The sequence below is a fragment of the Pseudomonas sp. Irchel 3H7 genome (assembly GCF_900187605.1).
GTDB lineage: Bacteria > Pseudomonadota > Gammaproteobacteria > Pseudomonadales > Pseudomonadaceae > Aquipseudomonas.
On sequence record NZ_FYEA01000014.1, the window covers coordinates 164,189 to 179,679 of the forward strand.

Genomic DNA, 15,491 nt, shown 5'->3' on the forward strand with positions numbered 1-15,491 from the left:
AAGGGTCACTGAAACGAAGCGCTGTCGACGGCGTGATAGACGTAGCGTCCACCGGTCATCCGCTTGATCTCTTCGAGGTAATTGGAATTCATCACAAACAGGTGGGCGCCTTCGGGCAGCGCGTCCATCGCCTCTTGTGGCGAGGACACCCGCGCGCCGCTCAATGGCAGATAACGCCCCTGCTTCGCCGGGTTGATATCCACCACACGGTCCACTGCCACACCGGCGCGTTGCAGGAACAGCGAATAGATCACGCCTTTGGACGAGGCGCCCCAGATCGCCGAACCCTGCTCAGGGGCGGACTGAATGATCTGCACCGCACGGTCGAGGCTGGCGGTGAAACCGTCAGGCAGCGTCAGGCGCGGCACCGGTTGTTCCGGGGTCAGACGCAGCGTCGACAGGTCGGCGACGATGTACAGGTATTGGCCACCGAACAGGTGACCGGCCTCGTGCACCGTGCCAAACAGCCGGCGCAGGTCATCGAGGCGAAAATAATTGACGTGTTCGTAGAACAGGTCGAACCAGGCTTTGTGCTCAAGAATCCAATCGAAGCACGGCACTTCGATGTAGATCTGCCCGCCCTGATTGGCGTTGGCGATTTCGGCGAGAAAGCTCAGCGGATCCTGAATATGCTCCAGCACATGGCGCAGGACGATGGCGTCTGCCGCCAGCCCGAGACCACGGGTGAACGGCGCCTTGATCACGTCGGCGTTTTCGCCTTCGTACGCCGGGTCGATGCCGGTGATCGAATAACCGAGGCCCTTGAGCAGCTCAAGGAAATAGCCTTTGCCGCAGCCGACTTCGATCAGTTCCTGACCCTTGAAGTGCTTGGCGATGATGCCTTCGACGTCACTCAAATGCTTCTGGAACTGGCCGGAATGCGCCTGCTCGTTCTGATAATCGGCGTCGTAGCTGAGTTTGTCAGCGTCGAACGCGGCGTTGAAGATCAGACCGCTGCGCTCGTCCTGCACCAACAGCATGTCGGCACTGGCCGAGGCCTGCGCCGACGCGGGATCGGCAAAGGTGCGGTTCTGCAGCACCGGTAGGTCAGTAACCCGATACAACTCGTGCCTCATTGCGGCTCTCCCAGTAACTGTTGCAAACGCTCGGTCACCGCCCAGAACGCCAGCGGTTCGTGGGTTGGGTATGGGTAGTGGCCGAGGTTCAGATGCAGCGACACGTCGCGTTCGCGCAGGCGTTGTTCGACCAACGCGCGCACGGACACCGGTTGGCCGCTGGCGCAATTGATCACGCCGTTGAAGTCGGTTTTTTGCAGGATCGCGGCGAGGTAGCCGGCAGCGCGTTCAATCGGCAGAAAATCGCGCAACTGCTCACCGGCGGACATGTTGAACGACGCCTCACCGGCATCGATCGCCCGGTCCAGCGCGGCCAACAGACTGTTGGGGTTTTGCCCTTCGCCATGCAGATAGAACAGGCGCGCCCACTGCAAAGTGAACGGCAACTCCTGCTGCAGGTTTTGCAGAAACAGGTGCAGTGTGTGTTTGGCCAGACCGTAAGGATTGCTCGGCTTTGGCTCGGTGTTTTCGCTGAGTGGCCCGCTCTGCATGCCGTATTCGAAACAGGTGCCGGTGACCAGCACCTGCTGCACGCCCGCCTCGACCGCGCTTTTGATAAAGCGGTAATCGGCCATCAGGTTGTGTTCGAAATGGAACAGCGCCCGGTAGTTCGGCAAGCCCAGCCAGGCCAGATGCGCTAGTGCATCGATACCCGCGGTCAACGCGTGGATATCGAGATCGGCGGCGTGAATATCCGCTGCGATGAACTCGACGTCGTTGATCCACGGCATGCCTTGCGCCGTTTCTGGGTTGCGCGCCACGGCGCGGATTTCACAACCACGCGCCAGCAATGCGGCAACCAGATGCCGGCCGACAAAGCCTGTGGCTCCGGTGACCAGAACCTTCACAGCACTTTCAACTCAGGCACGGCGATCACGAAGCGGCCGTCCCACCGACGCACTTGCGCCAGTTGCTGACTGACTTCGTGCAGCAGGTTCCACGGCAGCACCAGCACGTAATCCGGTTTTTCGAGATCAATCTGCGCCGGCGCCACAATCGGAATGCGGCTACCCGGCAGGAACTTGCCCTGCTTGTGCGGATTGGCATCGGCGACCCAGGCCAGCAGGTCCGGTTTGACCCCGGCGTAATTGAGCAAGGTGTTGCCTTTGGCCGCCGCGCCATAACCGACCACACGTTTACCGTCAGCCTTGGCCTGCAACAGGAAACGCAGCAGTTCATGCTTGATGCGTTCAGCGGCGGGCGCGAGGGTCGCGTAGTACTCGGCGGTTTTCACCCCGGCATCCAGTTCGGCTTGCAACTGTTGTTGCACCGCCGCTTGTACCGCGCGGCGCTCGCCGTCCTTGCGCTGGACGAATACACGCAACGAACCGCCATGGGTGGTCAGTTGGCTGACGTCGAACACTTCCAGGCCATTGCGCTCGCACAATGTCTGCACGGCAGTCAGCGAAAGATAGGAATAATGTTCGTGATACAGCGTGTCGAACTGCGCGCCGGCCATCAGTGTCAGCAGTTGCGGGAATTCGAAAGTGGCCACACCGGTCGGCTTGAGTAGCGTCGCGAAACCGCCGAGGAAATCATTGATGTCCGGCACATGCGCGAGCACGTTGTTGGCCGCCATCAGATCGGCGCCCCAGCCTTCGGCTTGCAACTGCGCAGCAGTCTCACGACCGAAGAACAGTTCACGAATTTCCAGGCCTTTTTCCCGAGCCGCTTGCGCGGTGCTGCGCGTTGGTTCAACACCGAGGCACGGAATGCCCCGGCCCGCCACGTATTGCAACAGGTAACCATCGTTGGCGGCGACTTCCACCACACGGCTATCGGCGGTCAGGCCGAAGCGCTCGACCATCTCGGCGACATAGCGCTCGGCATGAGCCAGCCAGGTGCTGGAGAACGAACTGAAGTAAGCGTACTCAGCATCGAACAGGCTATCGGCACTGGTGTAATCCTCGGTCTGTACCAGCCAGCATTGCTGGCACACGGCGACCTTCAGCGGCACCCACTGCTCGGCCTGTTCCAGGCGATCGGCGTGCACGTAGGCGTTGGACGGTGGCGAGGTGCCGAGGTCGATCAGCGGCAGGCTCAGCGGTGCGGCGCACCCACGGCAGTTCATAGACGCACTCCAGCAAAGTGTTGATCGAGCGCGGGATGGCTGGAATCACGCGCTGACAAATTATTGACAGGCAACGGCCAAGCAATCGCCAGCCGTGGATCGTTCACCGACAGACCGCCCTCGTGCTCCGGCGCGTAATCGGCGCTGTGCAGGTAAAGCAGTTCGGCGTCCTCGGTCAGGGTCTGGAAACCGTGGGCGAAGCCGGCCGGGATCAACAGACTGCGACCGTCGCCAGCCTTGAGGTGCTCGGCGTGCCAGTGCAGAAACGTTTCGGAGTCAGGACGCAGATCCACCGCAACGTCCCACACTTCACCGCGCAGACAGGTGATCAATTTGGCTTCCGGCGCATTGGCATTCTGATAATGCAGACCGCGCACACTGCCCTTTTCACGGGTGCAGGAATGGTTGATCTGACGGATATGGAACTCAGCGCCGAACGCACTCAGGCTGCCTTCGCAAAACAGCCGAGCGAAGTGCCCCCGCTGGTCTTCGAAACGTTTGTGCTGAACGCTGAACAACCCGGCCAGCGGCAACGCCTTCAGGGAAAACTCGCTCACAGCGCGCCTCGGTACAGGTTCAATTGGCCGAGGGTGACGCTGCGCATGTCATCGCCGTTCTGCCACGCCAGGTGCCAGTCGAGGGTCTGCGTCAGGCACTGCTGCAAGGTCCAGCGCGGCTGCCAGCCGAGTACCTGGCGGGCGCGGCTGCTGTCCAGACGCAGCAGGCCGGCCTCGTGCAGTTCGCTTTTCTCGATGCGCAAACCGCGCGCCTGCGGCCAGCGGCTGGCAAGCAATTCAACCACTTCGCCGACGCTGCACATGTCCGCTTCGCCCGGGCCAAAGTTCCACGCCCCGGCGTATTCCGGGCCTTGTTCGTAGAGGCCGGCGGCCAGTTGCAGGTAACCGGCCAGCGGCTCCAGCGCGTGCTGCCACGGGCGTACGGCTTGCGGATAGCGCAGGGTCACCGGTTCGTCGGCGGTCCACGCTTTGAGCACGTCGGGAATCAGTCGCTCAGGAGCGAAGTCACCGCCGCCCAAGACGTTGCCGGCACGCGCCGTGGCCAGGGCCAGACCGTGTTCGGCGTATTTGTCCGCCGGGAAAAACGACGCGGCATAAGACTGTGCGAGCAATTCACAGCAAGCCTTGCTGCTGCTGTAAGGATCGTGGCCACCGAGGGCTTCGTCTTCGCGGTACGGCCACAGCCATTCCTTGTTGGCGTAGACCTTGTCGGTGGTCACCAGCACGCAGGCACGCACGCAACCGACCTGACGAATCGCTTCGAGCAGATTCAACGTGCCCATCACGTTGCTGGAGTAAGTGCCGAGCGGATCACGATAGCCTTCGCGCACCAACGGCTGCGCGGCCAGGTGCAGCACGATCTCCGGCTCGGTGTCGGCGATGATTTCCAGCAAGGCGCCGAGATCACGCAGATCACCGCGCTGATCGTTGATGCCTTCGTGCACGCGCGCCAGTTCAAAAAGGCTCGGCTCGGTCGAAGGATCAAGGGAGAAACCGCTGACTTGCGCGCCGAGGCTTTGCAGCCACAGGGTCAGCCAACTGCCTTTGAAACCGGTATGTCCGGTGACGAGAACGCGTTTGCCGCGCCAGAAATCCGCACTCAGGCCCATTGCTTCCATGGGGCCTCCCCGCTCTGCCACAGCGCTTCGAGATGGTTCTTGTCGCGCAGGGTGTCCATCGGGTGCCAGAAGCCTTCGTGCTCAAAGGCTTTCAACTGTTCGTCGGCCGCCAGACGCGCCAGCGGCTCGGCTTCCCAAGTGGTAGCGTCATCGGCGATGTACGGCAGCACTTTTGGCGAGAGCACGAAGAAGCCACCGTTGATCCAGCCACCGTCACCACGAGGTTTTTCGGTAAAGCCCAGCACTTGATCGCCTTGACGCTCAAGCGCGCCGTAACGACCCGGCGGTTGCACAGCGGTGACGGTCGCCAGACGACCGTGAGCTTGGTGGTAATCCACAAGCTGAGCGATGTTGATATCGGAAACGCCGTCGCCATAGGTGAAGCAGAACGCCTCTTCATCCTGCAGATAACGGCCGGCCCGCAGCAGCCGGCCACCGGTCATGGTTTCCTCACCGGTGTCAATGAGCGTGACGCTCCACGGCTCGCTGTAATTCTGGTGCACATCCATGCGGTTCTCGCGCATGTTGAAGGTGACGTCGGAGGTGTGCAGGAAGTAGTTGGCGAAGAAGTCCTTGATCGCATAGCCCTTGTAGCCGAGGCAGATCACGAAGTCATGAATCCCGTGGGCGGAATACTGCTTCATGATGTGCCAGAGAATTGGCTTGCCGCCGATCTCGATCATCGGCTTGGGCTTGAGGTGCGACTCTTCACTGATGCGCGTGCCGAGGCCACCCGCCAAAATAACTGCCTTCATCGTCTCCCCTCTTGTTCTTCACCGGGCTGCGCGCCGCTTTCTTGAGCTTTGCGGGCCTTCTGGCTAAACCTTTTGCCGATCCGTGCGCCGCTGGAGTGACCGCGAGCGCTCGTTTTATGGCGATTTACAGGGGACTTGCAGGAAACGCGCCAGCTCCACAAGCCCCTCACCCTAACCCTCTCCCAAAGGGAGAGGGGACTGACCGTTGTGTTTGGGCGAGGTACGCCGACGTGCGATACCGAGTCGAACTCAGGCTTTGAAATGCACACAAACCGGCCTCCTCGACCTCCGGGAGAGGGCTGGGGCAGCGGGAAACCCCACCACAAATCAAAAGCCGAACACCCGAGCTCCTCACCACTCAATAGGCCGAGTGTCAGCTCGCCTGCTCTTGATCTTGATCCACGGGCGACGTCGGAAGGCTGAGTGGAGGGATTGATCCGGGCGTGGGAGCGCAGCGACCGTTTGGCGCAGCCAAACACAGCGAGAGGAGGTGCAGCGAAGCAAACCGTAGGCGCTGCGCCCGGATCGATCCCGCAGCGAAGGAACCCCGAGCCCCAGCGAGCGGGCCGCACGTAGGAGCAAGCCTTTTGGGTTACCTTTTCGGCGTTTGGAAAAGGTGACCCGCCGTAAGGGCGGAACCCTGATCAGCAACACCCGCAGCAACGGATACACACCCAAACCCCCAAGAGCATGGTCGGCCCAAAGGCCGCCAAGCCCCAGACAAAAAAAGGGGTGAACCAAAAGATTCATCCCTTTCCACAAGCCAGATCAACAATGCAGACGATTACCCAAACATGGCAAACCCATCACCACTCACCGGCAGCTCAAACGCCTGACCATCGGCGGTCTGGATGTGCTCGATGTTGTTGAACCCGGCGTACCAGCCCGCCAGTTTCACGCCGTTGTCCGGCACACCAGTGCTGCCGTCATTGGCACTGTGCAGATAAGCGTCATCACCGATGCGGGTAACGTTCAACTGGCTGGCGTTGGCGATCGTGTTGAGGATCAGGGTGTCGTTCAGATCCCAGCCCTCATCCTGGATCGTCACCAGGCCGGTGGTGTTGACCACGTAGGTGTCATCGCCCTGACCGCCATAGGCACTGCCGCCGGAGGTCGACTGACCGGCCAGATTGAGGATCAGCAGGTCGTCGCCTTCGTCTCCTGTCAACGTGTAGTGGCTACCAGTGCCGGTGATCACGTCATTGCCTTGACCGCCATGGGCGAGGCCACGGCCGAGCGTAATGATGTCATTGCCCTCATCGCCGCTGACCCACGTGAACAGATCGTCGCGCGCAGCAACGATGACATCATCACCCGCACCACCGGACAAGCTGTCGGACTGCCCCGCAACGTCGAGACCTGAAGCCAGACCGCCGTAGATGTGATCGTTGCCATCGCCACCCTGAATCTGGTCGTCGCCCGCGCCGCCTTCAAGAATGTTATCGCCCCAGTCGCCCTCAAGAACGTCATTGAACTGGCTACCACGCAAGCCTTCGATATCGATGTAAACATCGTGGAACGCAATACCACTCTGCACGCCCCATTTCAGCGAAGCGCTCAAGCCTTCGCTACTGTCGTCATAGCTGACGATGTCGATACCAGCGCCACCCTCAAAGTTATCGGCACCCGCACCGCCCAACAGCACATCATTGCCGGCGCCGGAGACGATGGTGTTGTTCTCGTCATTGCCGTAGCCGACGAAGTCAGCGCTGCCGGTATACGTCAGATGTTCAACGAACGCGCTCAGTCTCAACTCGGACAGGCTGGTGTACACGCGATCGGTCCCCCCCATGTAGCCTTCGATTTCCTCGACGGTCACACCGGTGCTGTTGATTGTGTAGACATCGTCACCGCCACCGCCAGCGACGACCACACCACTGGTGTTCACGGTGAAGTGGTCGGCATCGGTGGAACCAATAACCTCTTCCACATTAATCAGCGTGTCGCCCGCCGCGTTGACACCGCCGCCGATCAAAATGTTGACCGGATCGAAAGCGTAGCGATAACTCACGGTGTCATGGCCGTCACTACCGTCGATGCTCATAAAGTCTTTGTGACGATAAATCACATCATCGAAGCCCGAACCCTGCAGCGCTTCAATGCCGGTGAAGGTGTCACCGTAGGCAATGGTCAGCCCGTCAAAGTTGGCAAAGTCTTCGACTCTCACGCCTTCAAGACTGTCGCTATAGCTGACCGTATCGTAGCCATCGCCACCAACGAAGTGATCGGCACCATCCCCACCCCACAGCCAGTCGTTACCGGCACCGCCAATGATTTCGTTGTCACTGGCATTGCCGTAAGCCTTGAAATCGCCGGTGCCGGTGAAGGTCAGCTTTTCAATGAACGGGTCCATCTTGAGGGTGTTGAGGCTGGTGCGCAGTTCGTCATAACCCGCATTGTCTTCCTCGACAATTGCCACACCCTCACTGTCGACGATGTACAGATCATCCCCGACGCTACCCTCGAACGTCACACCGCCGACCGAACTGGTAAACGTATCGTTGTGGAACGTACCGAAGACTTTCTCGACACCGATGAGGGTGTCGACCTTGCCTTCAGCCCCTGCGACAGTCGTGGCATCTTTGCCGAACTCGACACTGACACCCGACGACATCGCGTAATAGGTCGCCGTGTCGAACCCTTCTCCGCCATCCAGCACATCAGAACCTGCACTGCCGATCAGTACATCATCCGACTCCAGTCCATAGAGTTCGTCATTATCGTCGGTGCCCAAGAGGACATCCGCTTCACTCGTTCCATTCACTACTGACATTTGCGTCTTCCTTGCGTTGTTGTTGAAAGCGGTTCTGTCGGCAGAGAGAGACCGTTCAAGCGTGCAATCCCTGCCGGATGAGTAAACGAATAAAGAGGTATCGACTGCAAAAACCCAAACCTTGAGCCTGCACACGAGAAAGTGTCGACGGGTGTGTAAGAAGGTTTATCCAGAGACAAGAAAGGGCGAACCCGGAGATCGGGTTCGCCCTCAGCAGTATTGCCTACACCCTCAATCCCGTTGCGGGAGCGATGGTGTTCGATTCAGCGATCAGCCAAACATGGCAAACGCGTCACTGTTGGCCGGCAGGTTGATGACTTCTCCGTTGGCCGTCTGGATTTGCTCGATGGTATCGGAACCGGCGAACCAGTCTTTGAGCCGCACACCCTCCTGTGGAGTGTCACCCACGTTGAAACTCAATCGGTGCAGATAAAGATCATCGCCGACACGATCGATCTGCAATTCAGAGCTTTTGATGTACGACAACACTAGCTTATCGCCATGACTTACACCGTCATCCTGGATCGTCACCAGTCCCGGCGTGCCGATCGTGTAAATGTCGTCACCTTCACCACCATTGGCAAAACCGCTGGATTTGAGCACCAGTTGATCATCCCCGGCACCGCCAAACAGAGCAAAGCCCAGACCTGTTCCTGTGAGCAAATCGTTGCCCTCACCGCCATCGGCCATGCCGGAATTCACTGTAATAACATCACTGCCCGCCTCGCCGTAAGCCCGGCTGCCGGTGTCATTGGCGGCAGTCAGGAGGGTGTCGTTACCATTTCCGCCATACAACGTGTCAGCCTGCGCACCGGTATCGGCTCCTGGATTGGTAAGAGGGCCGATCAAAGACGCCAGACCGCCGTAGATGTAGTCTGCCCCGTCACCGCCATAAATAACGTCGCTCCCGGCATAGCCTTCGAGAAAATCAACGGCTGAAGTCCCCGTCAATGTGTCGTTGTATTGGCTGCCGATGACTCGTTCGATGTTGAGCAGGACGTCTCCTTGCGCATCCCCGCCCTGATTGATGTTGGTTTGCAGATTAACCGTCACGCCAGCCGTGCTGTTGGCGTACCAGGCAACGTCATGCCCTTCGCGCCCGTCAATCCGGTCGGCGCCCGCACCGCCGATCAAGTTGTCGCCAGAAGCCGTTCCGGACAAGGTGTCGTCAAAGCTGCTGCCTTGGAAAAACTGGATCGAGGCGTAGGTATCGCCAGCCGCATCGCCGGCATTGATACCGGTTTTCAGATCAATGGTGATAGCACCGTCAGAGTGTTCGTAGCTGACCATATTGAAGCCACCCAAACCATCGAAAGTGGTGGCCGTATCGGCGCCGATGAAAACGTCATTGATTGCTGTGCCTCTGAAAGCCTCGATACCGACGTAAGTATCTCCAGCAGCAATACCGGAATTGATCCCTGTTTTCAGGTCGATGCTGACGCCCACCGCACTGTCGTTGTAACTGACGGTATCGATACCCGCGCCGCCGACAAACAGGTCGGCACCTGCACCACCGTAAAACAGATCATTGCCAGATCCGCCAGTGATGATGTTATCGCTGGCGTTCCCCCAGCCAATGAATGCTCCGGAGCCGGTGTAGGTGAGGCGCTCGACATTGGCGCTCAGGTAGATCTGGCCGAAGTTGCTGCGCACTTCGTCATAGCCGCCACCTGCCTGTTCGATGACCGTACCGCCGGCACCATTGATGACATAAACGTCATCGCCGCCCCCCCCTTCAAACGTTGCAGTGGCACCGTCGACATTGAATGTGTCGTTGAGCGCCGTGCCGATGACCTTCTCGATATTGAACAGGGTATCGCCCTGAGCATCACCGCCGATGCCGGCACGACCCGCTCCCCCGCTGCGGATATCGACGTTGATGGACTCGGCAGATGTCGAGTAGTCAACCACATCACCGGTTCCACCACCGCCATCAAACGCAAACACTCGGCTGTCGGCAATGAACGTGTCATTGGCGCCCGAACCCTTGATTGCCTCAATGCTCGTGTAGGTATCACCCGCGCCGATTCCGGTGTTCACTCCAGTCTTGAGGTTGAGCGTCACGCCCACCGGACTGTCGGTGTAATCAACGGTGTCCATGCCCGCACCGCCGATGAACTGGTCTGCACCGCCACCGCCGAGCAATATATCGTTGCCGATGCCACCCGTGATGATGTTGTCACTGGCGTTACCGTAACCGGTGAATGCCGTTGTACCGGTGTAGGTCAGTCGTTCGACGTCGGCGGCCAGCGATTGAATATCGTAGTTGGTACGCACTTCATCGTTGCCGCCACCCGCCTGCTCGATCACTGTGGTGACGCGAGTGCCATTGATGATGTACACATCATCGCCGGCACCGCCTTCCAGGGTGAACGTACCGCCATTGACACTGAGCGTGTCGTTGAATGCCGTACCGATGACTTTTTCGATACCGGTCAGCGTATCGCCCTGAGCATCGCCACCGATGCCGGCACGACCTGTTCCTGCAGAAACCAGATCAACAGTGATCGCTGCGGACGATGTCGAGTAATCGACCACATCGCCAGTTCCGCCACTGCCATCAAAAGCGAACACCCGACTGTCGGCAATGAACGTGTCATTCGCGCCCGACCCTTTGATCACCTCGATGCCAGCGTAAGTATCTCCCGCCGCGATCCCGGAATTGACCCCGGTTTTCAGGTTGATGCTGACACCCACGGTGCTATCACCATAACTGGCGGTGTCGATACCGGCGCCGCCTATAAACTGATCGGCACCCGCACCGCCATACAACAAGTCGTTACCAACGCCACCTGTGAGGATGTTATCGCTGGCATTGCCCCAGCCAATGAAATCCCCCGTACTGGTATACGTCAGGCGTTCGACGTTAGCGCTCAGATAGATCTGACCAAAACTGGAGCGCACTTCATCATCGCCGCCCCCCGCTTGCTCGATCACCGTACCGCCATTGTTGAGGATGTAAACGTCATTCCCTGCGCCGCCCTCAAAGGTGGCGCCACCCTTTTGCGCGGTTAATGTGTCGTTGAACGCCGTGCCGATAACCTTCTCGATGTTGGTCAGGGTATCGCCTTGAGCGTCGCCCCCCGTACCGGCCAGACCCGAGAGGTCAACGTTGATCGCTTGCGCAGACGCCGAGTAATCCACCACGTCAGCGGTCCCGTCACCGCCATCAATCTTGTCCGCACCGGCACTGCCCTTAATCAGATCATTACCGGCCAGACCGTTGATCTCGTCATCCCCACTGGTACCCGTCAGCGTATCCGCGCCGTTAGTTCCGTTAATAACCGCCATTACTTCTTCCTTGCCTTGTTGTGAACCGGTACCGGCATGCGCGGCGATCAACATCCTCGCGGCAAGCGCTCTAAACCCACGAATGTGTTGATATCGACTGCAAAGACGCGAAGCTTGAGCGTCGGCAAAAATTTGTATCGAAACTGGTGCAAAGACGATTTTCAGAAGCAAAAAAAAACAGGTGACTATAAAAGTCGCCTGTTTTTTTTCAGATCACGCTTGGCTCGATCAATCGGCCAGCCAGCCGTATTCCCAGTAGCGCAGGTTATCGCCGCGCAACACGTAATCGCGCAGCACCACCTCACGCAATTCATCGCCCATGCGATAACTGGCATCCGGATCCGCCAGGTGCATGCGGATCGCTTGCAGCCATTCATCCGTGGAGTTGGTCTTGATCCGCGTGCACGGCAAGTAACCGCGATAGGCCTCGGTGTCGGTGCAGATCACCGGGTAACCGCAGGCGCCGTATTCCAGCAGCCGCAAGTTGCTCTTGCAGTCGTTGAAGATATGGAATTCCAGCGGCGCCAACGCGAGATCGAGGTTGAGGCTGGCCAGTTTCGCCGGGTACACGTCCAGGCCGATGACGCCATGGAACTCATGCATGTACGGCCGCAGATCATCCGGGCACATGCCGAAAAATACCCAGTCGACTTCATTGGCCAGTTCACGAACAACCTCGGCGATCACCGCCAGATCACCGTGGTGACTGGTGCCGCCGCCCCAGCCGACCCGCGGTTTCTTCGAGGTCCGACGCTGGCTGCGCAGGTGGCCCCACAAGTCCTTGGCCAACATGTTAGGGACGACACGAATGTCGTGGTGCATGTCCGACAGCACGTTGGCCAGCGGCGCGGTGGATACGACCGCGCGATCACACAGCCCGATGGCACGCCGCACCATACGCTCCATGTCCTGCTTGCTCGGCATATTACGGATGTGCGCATTGCGGTGGGGAACATCAATGACGTAGTCGTCGAGTTCGAAGATCCGTCGAGCGTTGAAGTACTTTTTCAACGGTGGGATTTCATCGATGGCGTGCTCCGAGTAGCGCCCTTGCAGAACGATCACATCAGGTGACTGACGTTCGATATCGATGATCGACGGCAAACCGTAGCAAATGCGCCCTTCTGCCCGATTGGCCGCTTCCAGCTCGATCATCGGCTGGCTCATGCGGTAATGGCCGATGGCTGAAGCGTTGATCGGCACCACCAGCAGATTGGGCAGCTGTGCCTTGGAGAACGCACTCCAACCGGTGCGCAGGCCAGGCTCCAGACTGAAGTTGGTGGCGCCCACGCCCTGCAACGTCAGGTTGACGTTGTAGGCCGGATCGCGCGCCACGAGCGGCAGCCAGCGCTGGTAAAACGTCTCCCTCTCCTCGGTGTGCTGCGCTTCTTCCTCAGGCGTCGCCATTGCACTTGGCCGTGCCCCCACGGCCAGCACCGCATGAGGGTTGAGCACCACCAGATAACCGTCACGGCCAACACGCAGACACAGATCGACGACATTGAGCGTTTGCTTGAGGTCCTGCTCGTCCAGCCCGCCGACCGCTTCGTACACCGACCGGCGAATCATCAGGCAATCACCGCCGACGGCACTCAGGTCATGCACTGCTTGCAGGCGGTGCATGTACCCTTCCGACTGCATCGGCTGGCCATAGAACGGCAACCCGACCGGCCCGTTCAAGCCAAGAATCAGACCCGCGTGCAGCACGCCACCGTCCGGGTTGAACAGCTTGGCGCCGACCACCCCGACCTCCGGTCGTTGCGCATGATTGAGCAGTTCGTCGAGCCAATCGCTCTGGGTGATTACCGCGAAGGCATTGAGCATCAGCACATACTCACCGCGCGCCTGGCCGACGGCAAAGTTGTGCACCGCTGCCGCATTGCCCTTTTGCAGGTAGCTCAGCACACGTATCCGCTCGCTGCCCATTTGCGCCATACCGTCCAGCCACGCCAGCGCTTCGGCGCTTTCGCTGCCGTTGTCGACCAAGAGCAATTCGTACTCGGTGTAGGCAGTCTTTTCCAGCAGGGTCTCGACGCAGCGCTGCAACGCGGCGGTCTGGTCCTGCGTGACAATGACCACCGACACCAGCGGGCGCCGGGCATGGTGATAGTCGACACGATTGAGCAGCCCGCTATTACCGACACGGACTTCATGAGCGATGCCAAGGCGTTGCAGATGCGCTTCGAGGATTCGCGGACTTTGCTCGACGACGCCGGGATTGATAAGCCATTGCGACAGGTCGTATTTCGACTCCAGCAGCACTTCAGCAATGTGCCCGACGACTTGCAGGCCATCACTTTCAACCATGCGCCACAGCACATCGTGGGGCGCCAGTTCGGCGAACGTCGAGGTAAAACCGCCAAGGGCCAGAAACCGTTCGCGCTGGAATGCCAAGGCGCGCCCGACGTAGGGATAGCTACGCATGAGATCAAGGTTGAAATCAGGTTTGAACGCAGGCTCTGCCGACTCGCCATCGCGCAGGCTGCCTTCGTCGCTGTACAGGCATGTCAACGAGCTTGCGTGCGCAATGCGATCGGCCATCACCAACAACGCTGGCACCACCGGGCAGTCACCTGGCTGCAGCAGATAAAACCAGTCGGCGCCTTCCAGTTGCGGCAGCAGAGCGTTGATCTGCTCCAGGCCGTCACCCTGCAACGGCATGTGGAACACCCGACCGTCCAGCTTCGCTTCGCTGCAAACCGTGGACAGCACCAGCACCAGCTCCGGCGGATAATCCTGAGCGGCGAGCGCATCAAGCGTACGTTCCAGACCATCGCGGCTGCCTTGCCCATCAATGATGATCGGCACGATGCGCGGCTGATGCGACCAGCCGGCGAGGGTTTCCGGCAGCCATTTGCGCTGTGCCGCGGTCAGCACCCGACACGCCAGCCACTGCGCATAGAGTTCGCCGAAACTGAAGCTGTCGACACCGACCCCCAATTCCTGACGGCTCTGCTTGGAACCCAGGGTACGGCTCAGCGGCAGTTCTTCCCAGACCCGAGGTGTCTCGTCGGCCTTGGTCAATTGCACATAGCGCACCCATCCCGGCGCCGGCGCCGACTCTCCGCTGCGGACCTTGAGCATTTGCGAGATCCACTCGCGCTCGATCTCCGCCGCGTCTTTCATCGGTTGCTGCGCGCTCAGACGCTCGGGGTAAAGTCGTTCGGCACTCAGCACATTGTTGGAGACCACCAGGTTGCCGCGCCGCAGCAGGCAGACATACAAAGCAAAATCCAGGGTCGCGACGAAGCAGGCTCCATCCTCGGTAAGGGCCGGCAGCAGTTCGGCGACATCGGCGCGCCGGAACATTGCGCTGCTGAAACCGCCGAGCACGTTGACTGGAAATTTTTCGAAGATGCTTAGTACGTCGTCGCCTTTGAGCAAGCCACTGGCCGGCGATAACGAGCTGTTTTCCAGACGTGCGGGCAGGATGATGTCGTTGGCATCCCACAGCAACCGTTGCGCGACCACCAGACTGACTTCTTCGCGCTGCATCTCATGGGCTTGCTGTTCGATACAGGCCGAATACAGCAGATCATCGTCACACAGGAATTTGATGAACTCGCCCCGGGCTTGCTCAAGGCAGGCCTTCAGGTTACCAACCAGGCCCAGCGTTCGTGAGTTGCGCACGTAACGCACTGCAAACCCGGTCTGCTCTGTCACCTGCGTAACGATGTCTTCGATCTCGTGGCCACGATTGTCATCGCATACGATGATTTCAAGATTGGCGTAATTCTGGCTGACGGCGCTGTTCAGCGTCCGCTCGAAAAAGCGCGGATTGAAGGCGGGAATAACGAGGCTGACAAGAGGAAGTGAATTCACGGCGGGCTCACAGGCGGTACGAGCCCGCTCGGAAAAGCGAGCCCTTGATACCGCTAAAAAACATGAC

The 15,491-nt window shown here is 59.4% G+C and carries 9 protein-coding genes; all 9 read right to left on the bottom strand.

The features are described from left to right. Window positions 1–5: 5 nt before the first annotated feature. Entirely contained in the window at window positions 6–1,076 is a 1,071-nt protein-coding gene (locus tag CKW38_RS25390) for a class I SAM-dependent methyltransferase (protein WP_095114160.1), read from the bottom strand. Then, complete coding sequence (locus tag CKW38_RS25395) at window positions 1,073–1,924, bottom strand: NAD(P)-dependent oxidoreductase (protein ID WP_095114161.1); 852 nt, start codon at window positions 1,922–1,924, stop codon at window positions 1,073–1,075. The genes CKW38_RS25390 and CKW38_RS25395 overlap by 4 nt, the downstream gene beginning before the upstream one ends. Beyond that, on the bottom strand, window positions 1,921–3,147 hold the full coding sequence (locus tag CKW38_RS25400) for a class I SAM-dependent methyltransferase (protein ID WP_007920086.1): 1,227 nt from the start codon (window positions 3,145–3,147) through the stop codon (window positions 1,921–1,923). Before CKW38_RS25400 ends, CKW38_RS25395 begins: the two co-directional genes overlap by 4 nt. After that, window positions 3,144–3,704, bottom strand: coding sequence for a dTDP-4-dehydrorhamnose 3,5-epimerase family protein (locus tag CKW38_RS25405; RefSeq protein WP_095114162.1), 561 nt, complete (start codon window positions 3,702–3,704; stop codon window positions 3,144–3,146). Before CKW38_RS25405 ends, CKW38_RS25400 begins: the two co-directional genes overlap by 4 nt. Next, on the bottom strand, window positions 3,701–4,783 hold the full coding sequence (gene rfbG / locus CKW38_RS25410) for a CDP-glucose 4,6-dehydratase (RefSeq protein WP_007920090.1): 1,083 nt from the start codon (window positions 4,781–4,783) through the stop codon (window positions 3,701–3,703). Before rfbG ends, CKW38_RS25405 begins: the two co-directional genes overlap by 4 nt. Beyond that, complete coding sequence (gene rfbF / locus CKW38_RS25415; protein ID WP_007920097.1) at window positions 4,765–5,538, bottom strand: glucose-1-phosphate cytidylyltransferase; 774 nt, start codon at window positions 5,536–5,538, stop codon at window positions 4,765–4,767. The genes rfbG and rfbF overlap by 19 nt, the downstream gene beginning before the upstream one ends. A 784-nt stretch (window positions 5,539–6,322) precedes the next feature. After that, window positions 6,323–8,311, bottom strand: coding sequence for a calcium-binding protein (locus CKW38_RS25420; protein ID WP_095114163.1), 1,989 nt, complete (start codon window positions 8,309–8,311; stop codon window positions 6,323–6,325). Window positions 8,312–8,581: 270 nt separating this feature from the next. Next, window positions 8,582–11,602: a calcium-binding protein gene (locus CKW38_RS25425; RefSeq protein ID WP_095114170.1), complete on the bottom strand. Its 3,021-nt coding sequence runs from the start codon at window positions 11,600–11,602 to the stop codon at window positions 8,582–8,584. Window positions 11,603–11,830: 228 nt separating this feature from the next. Then, window positions 11,831–15,424, bottom strand: a complete 3,594-nt coding sequence (locus tag CKW38_RS25430) for a glycosyltransferase (protein WP_007920102.1) — start codon at window positions 15,422–15,424, stop codon at window positions 11,831–11,833. Window positions 15,425–15,491 lie beyond the last annotated feature (67 nt).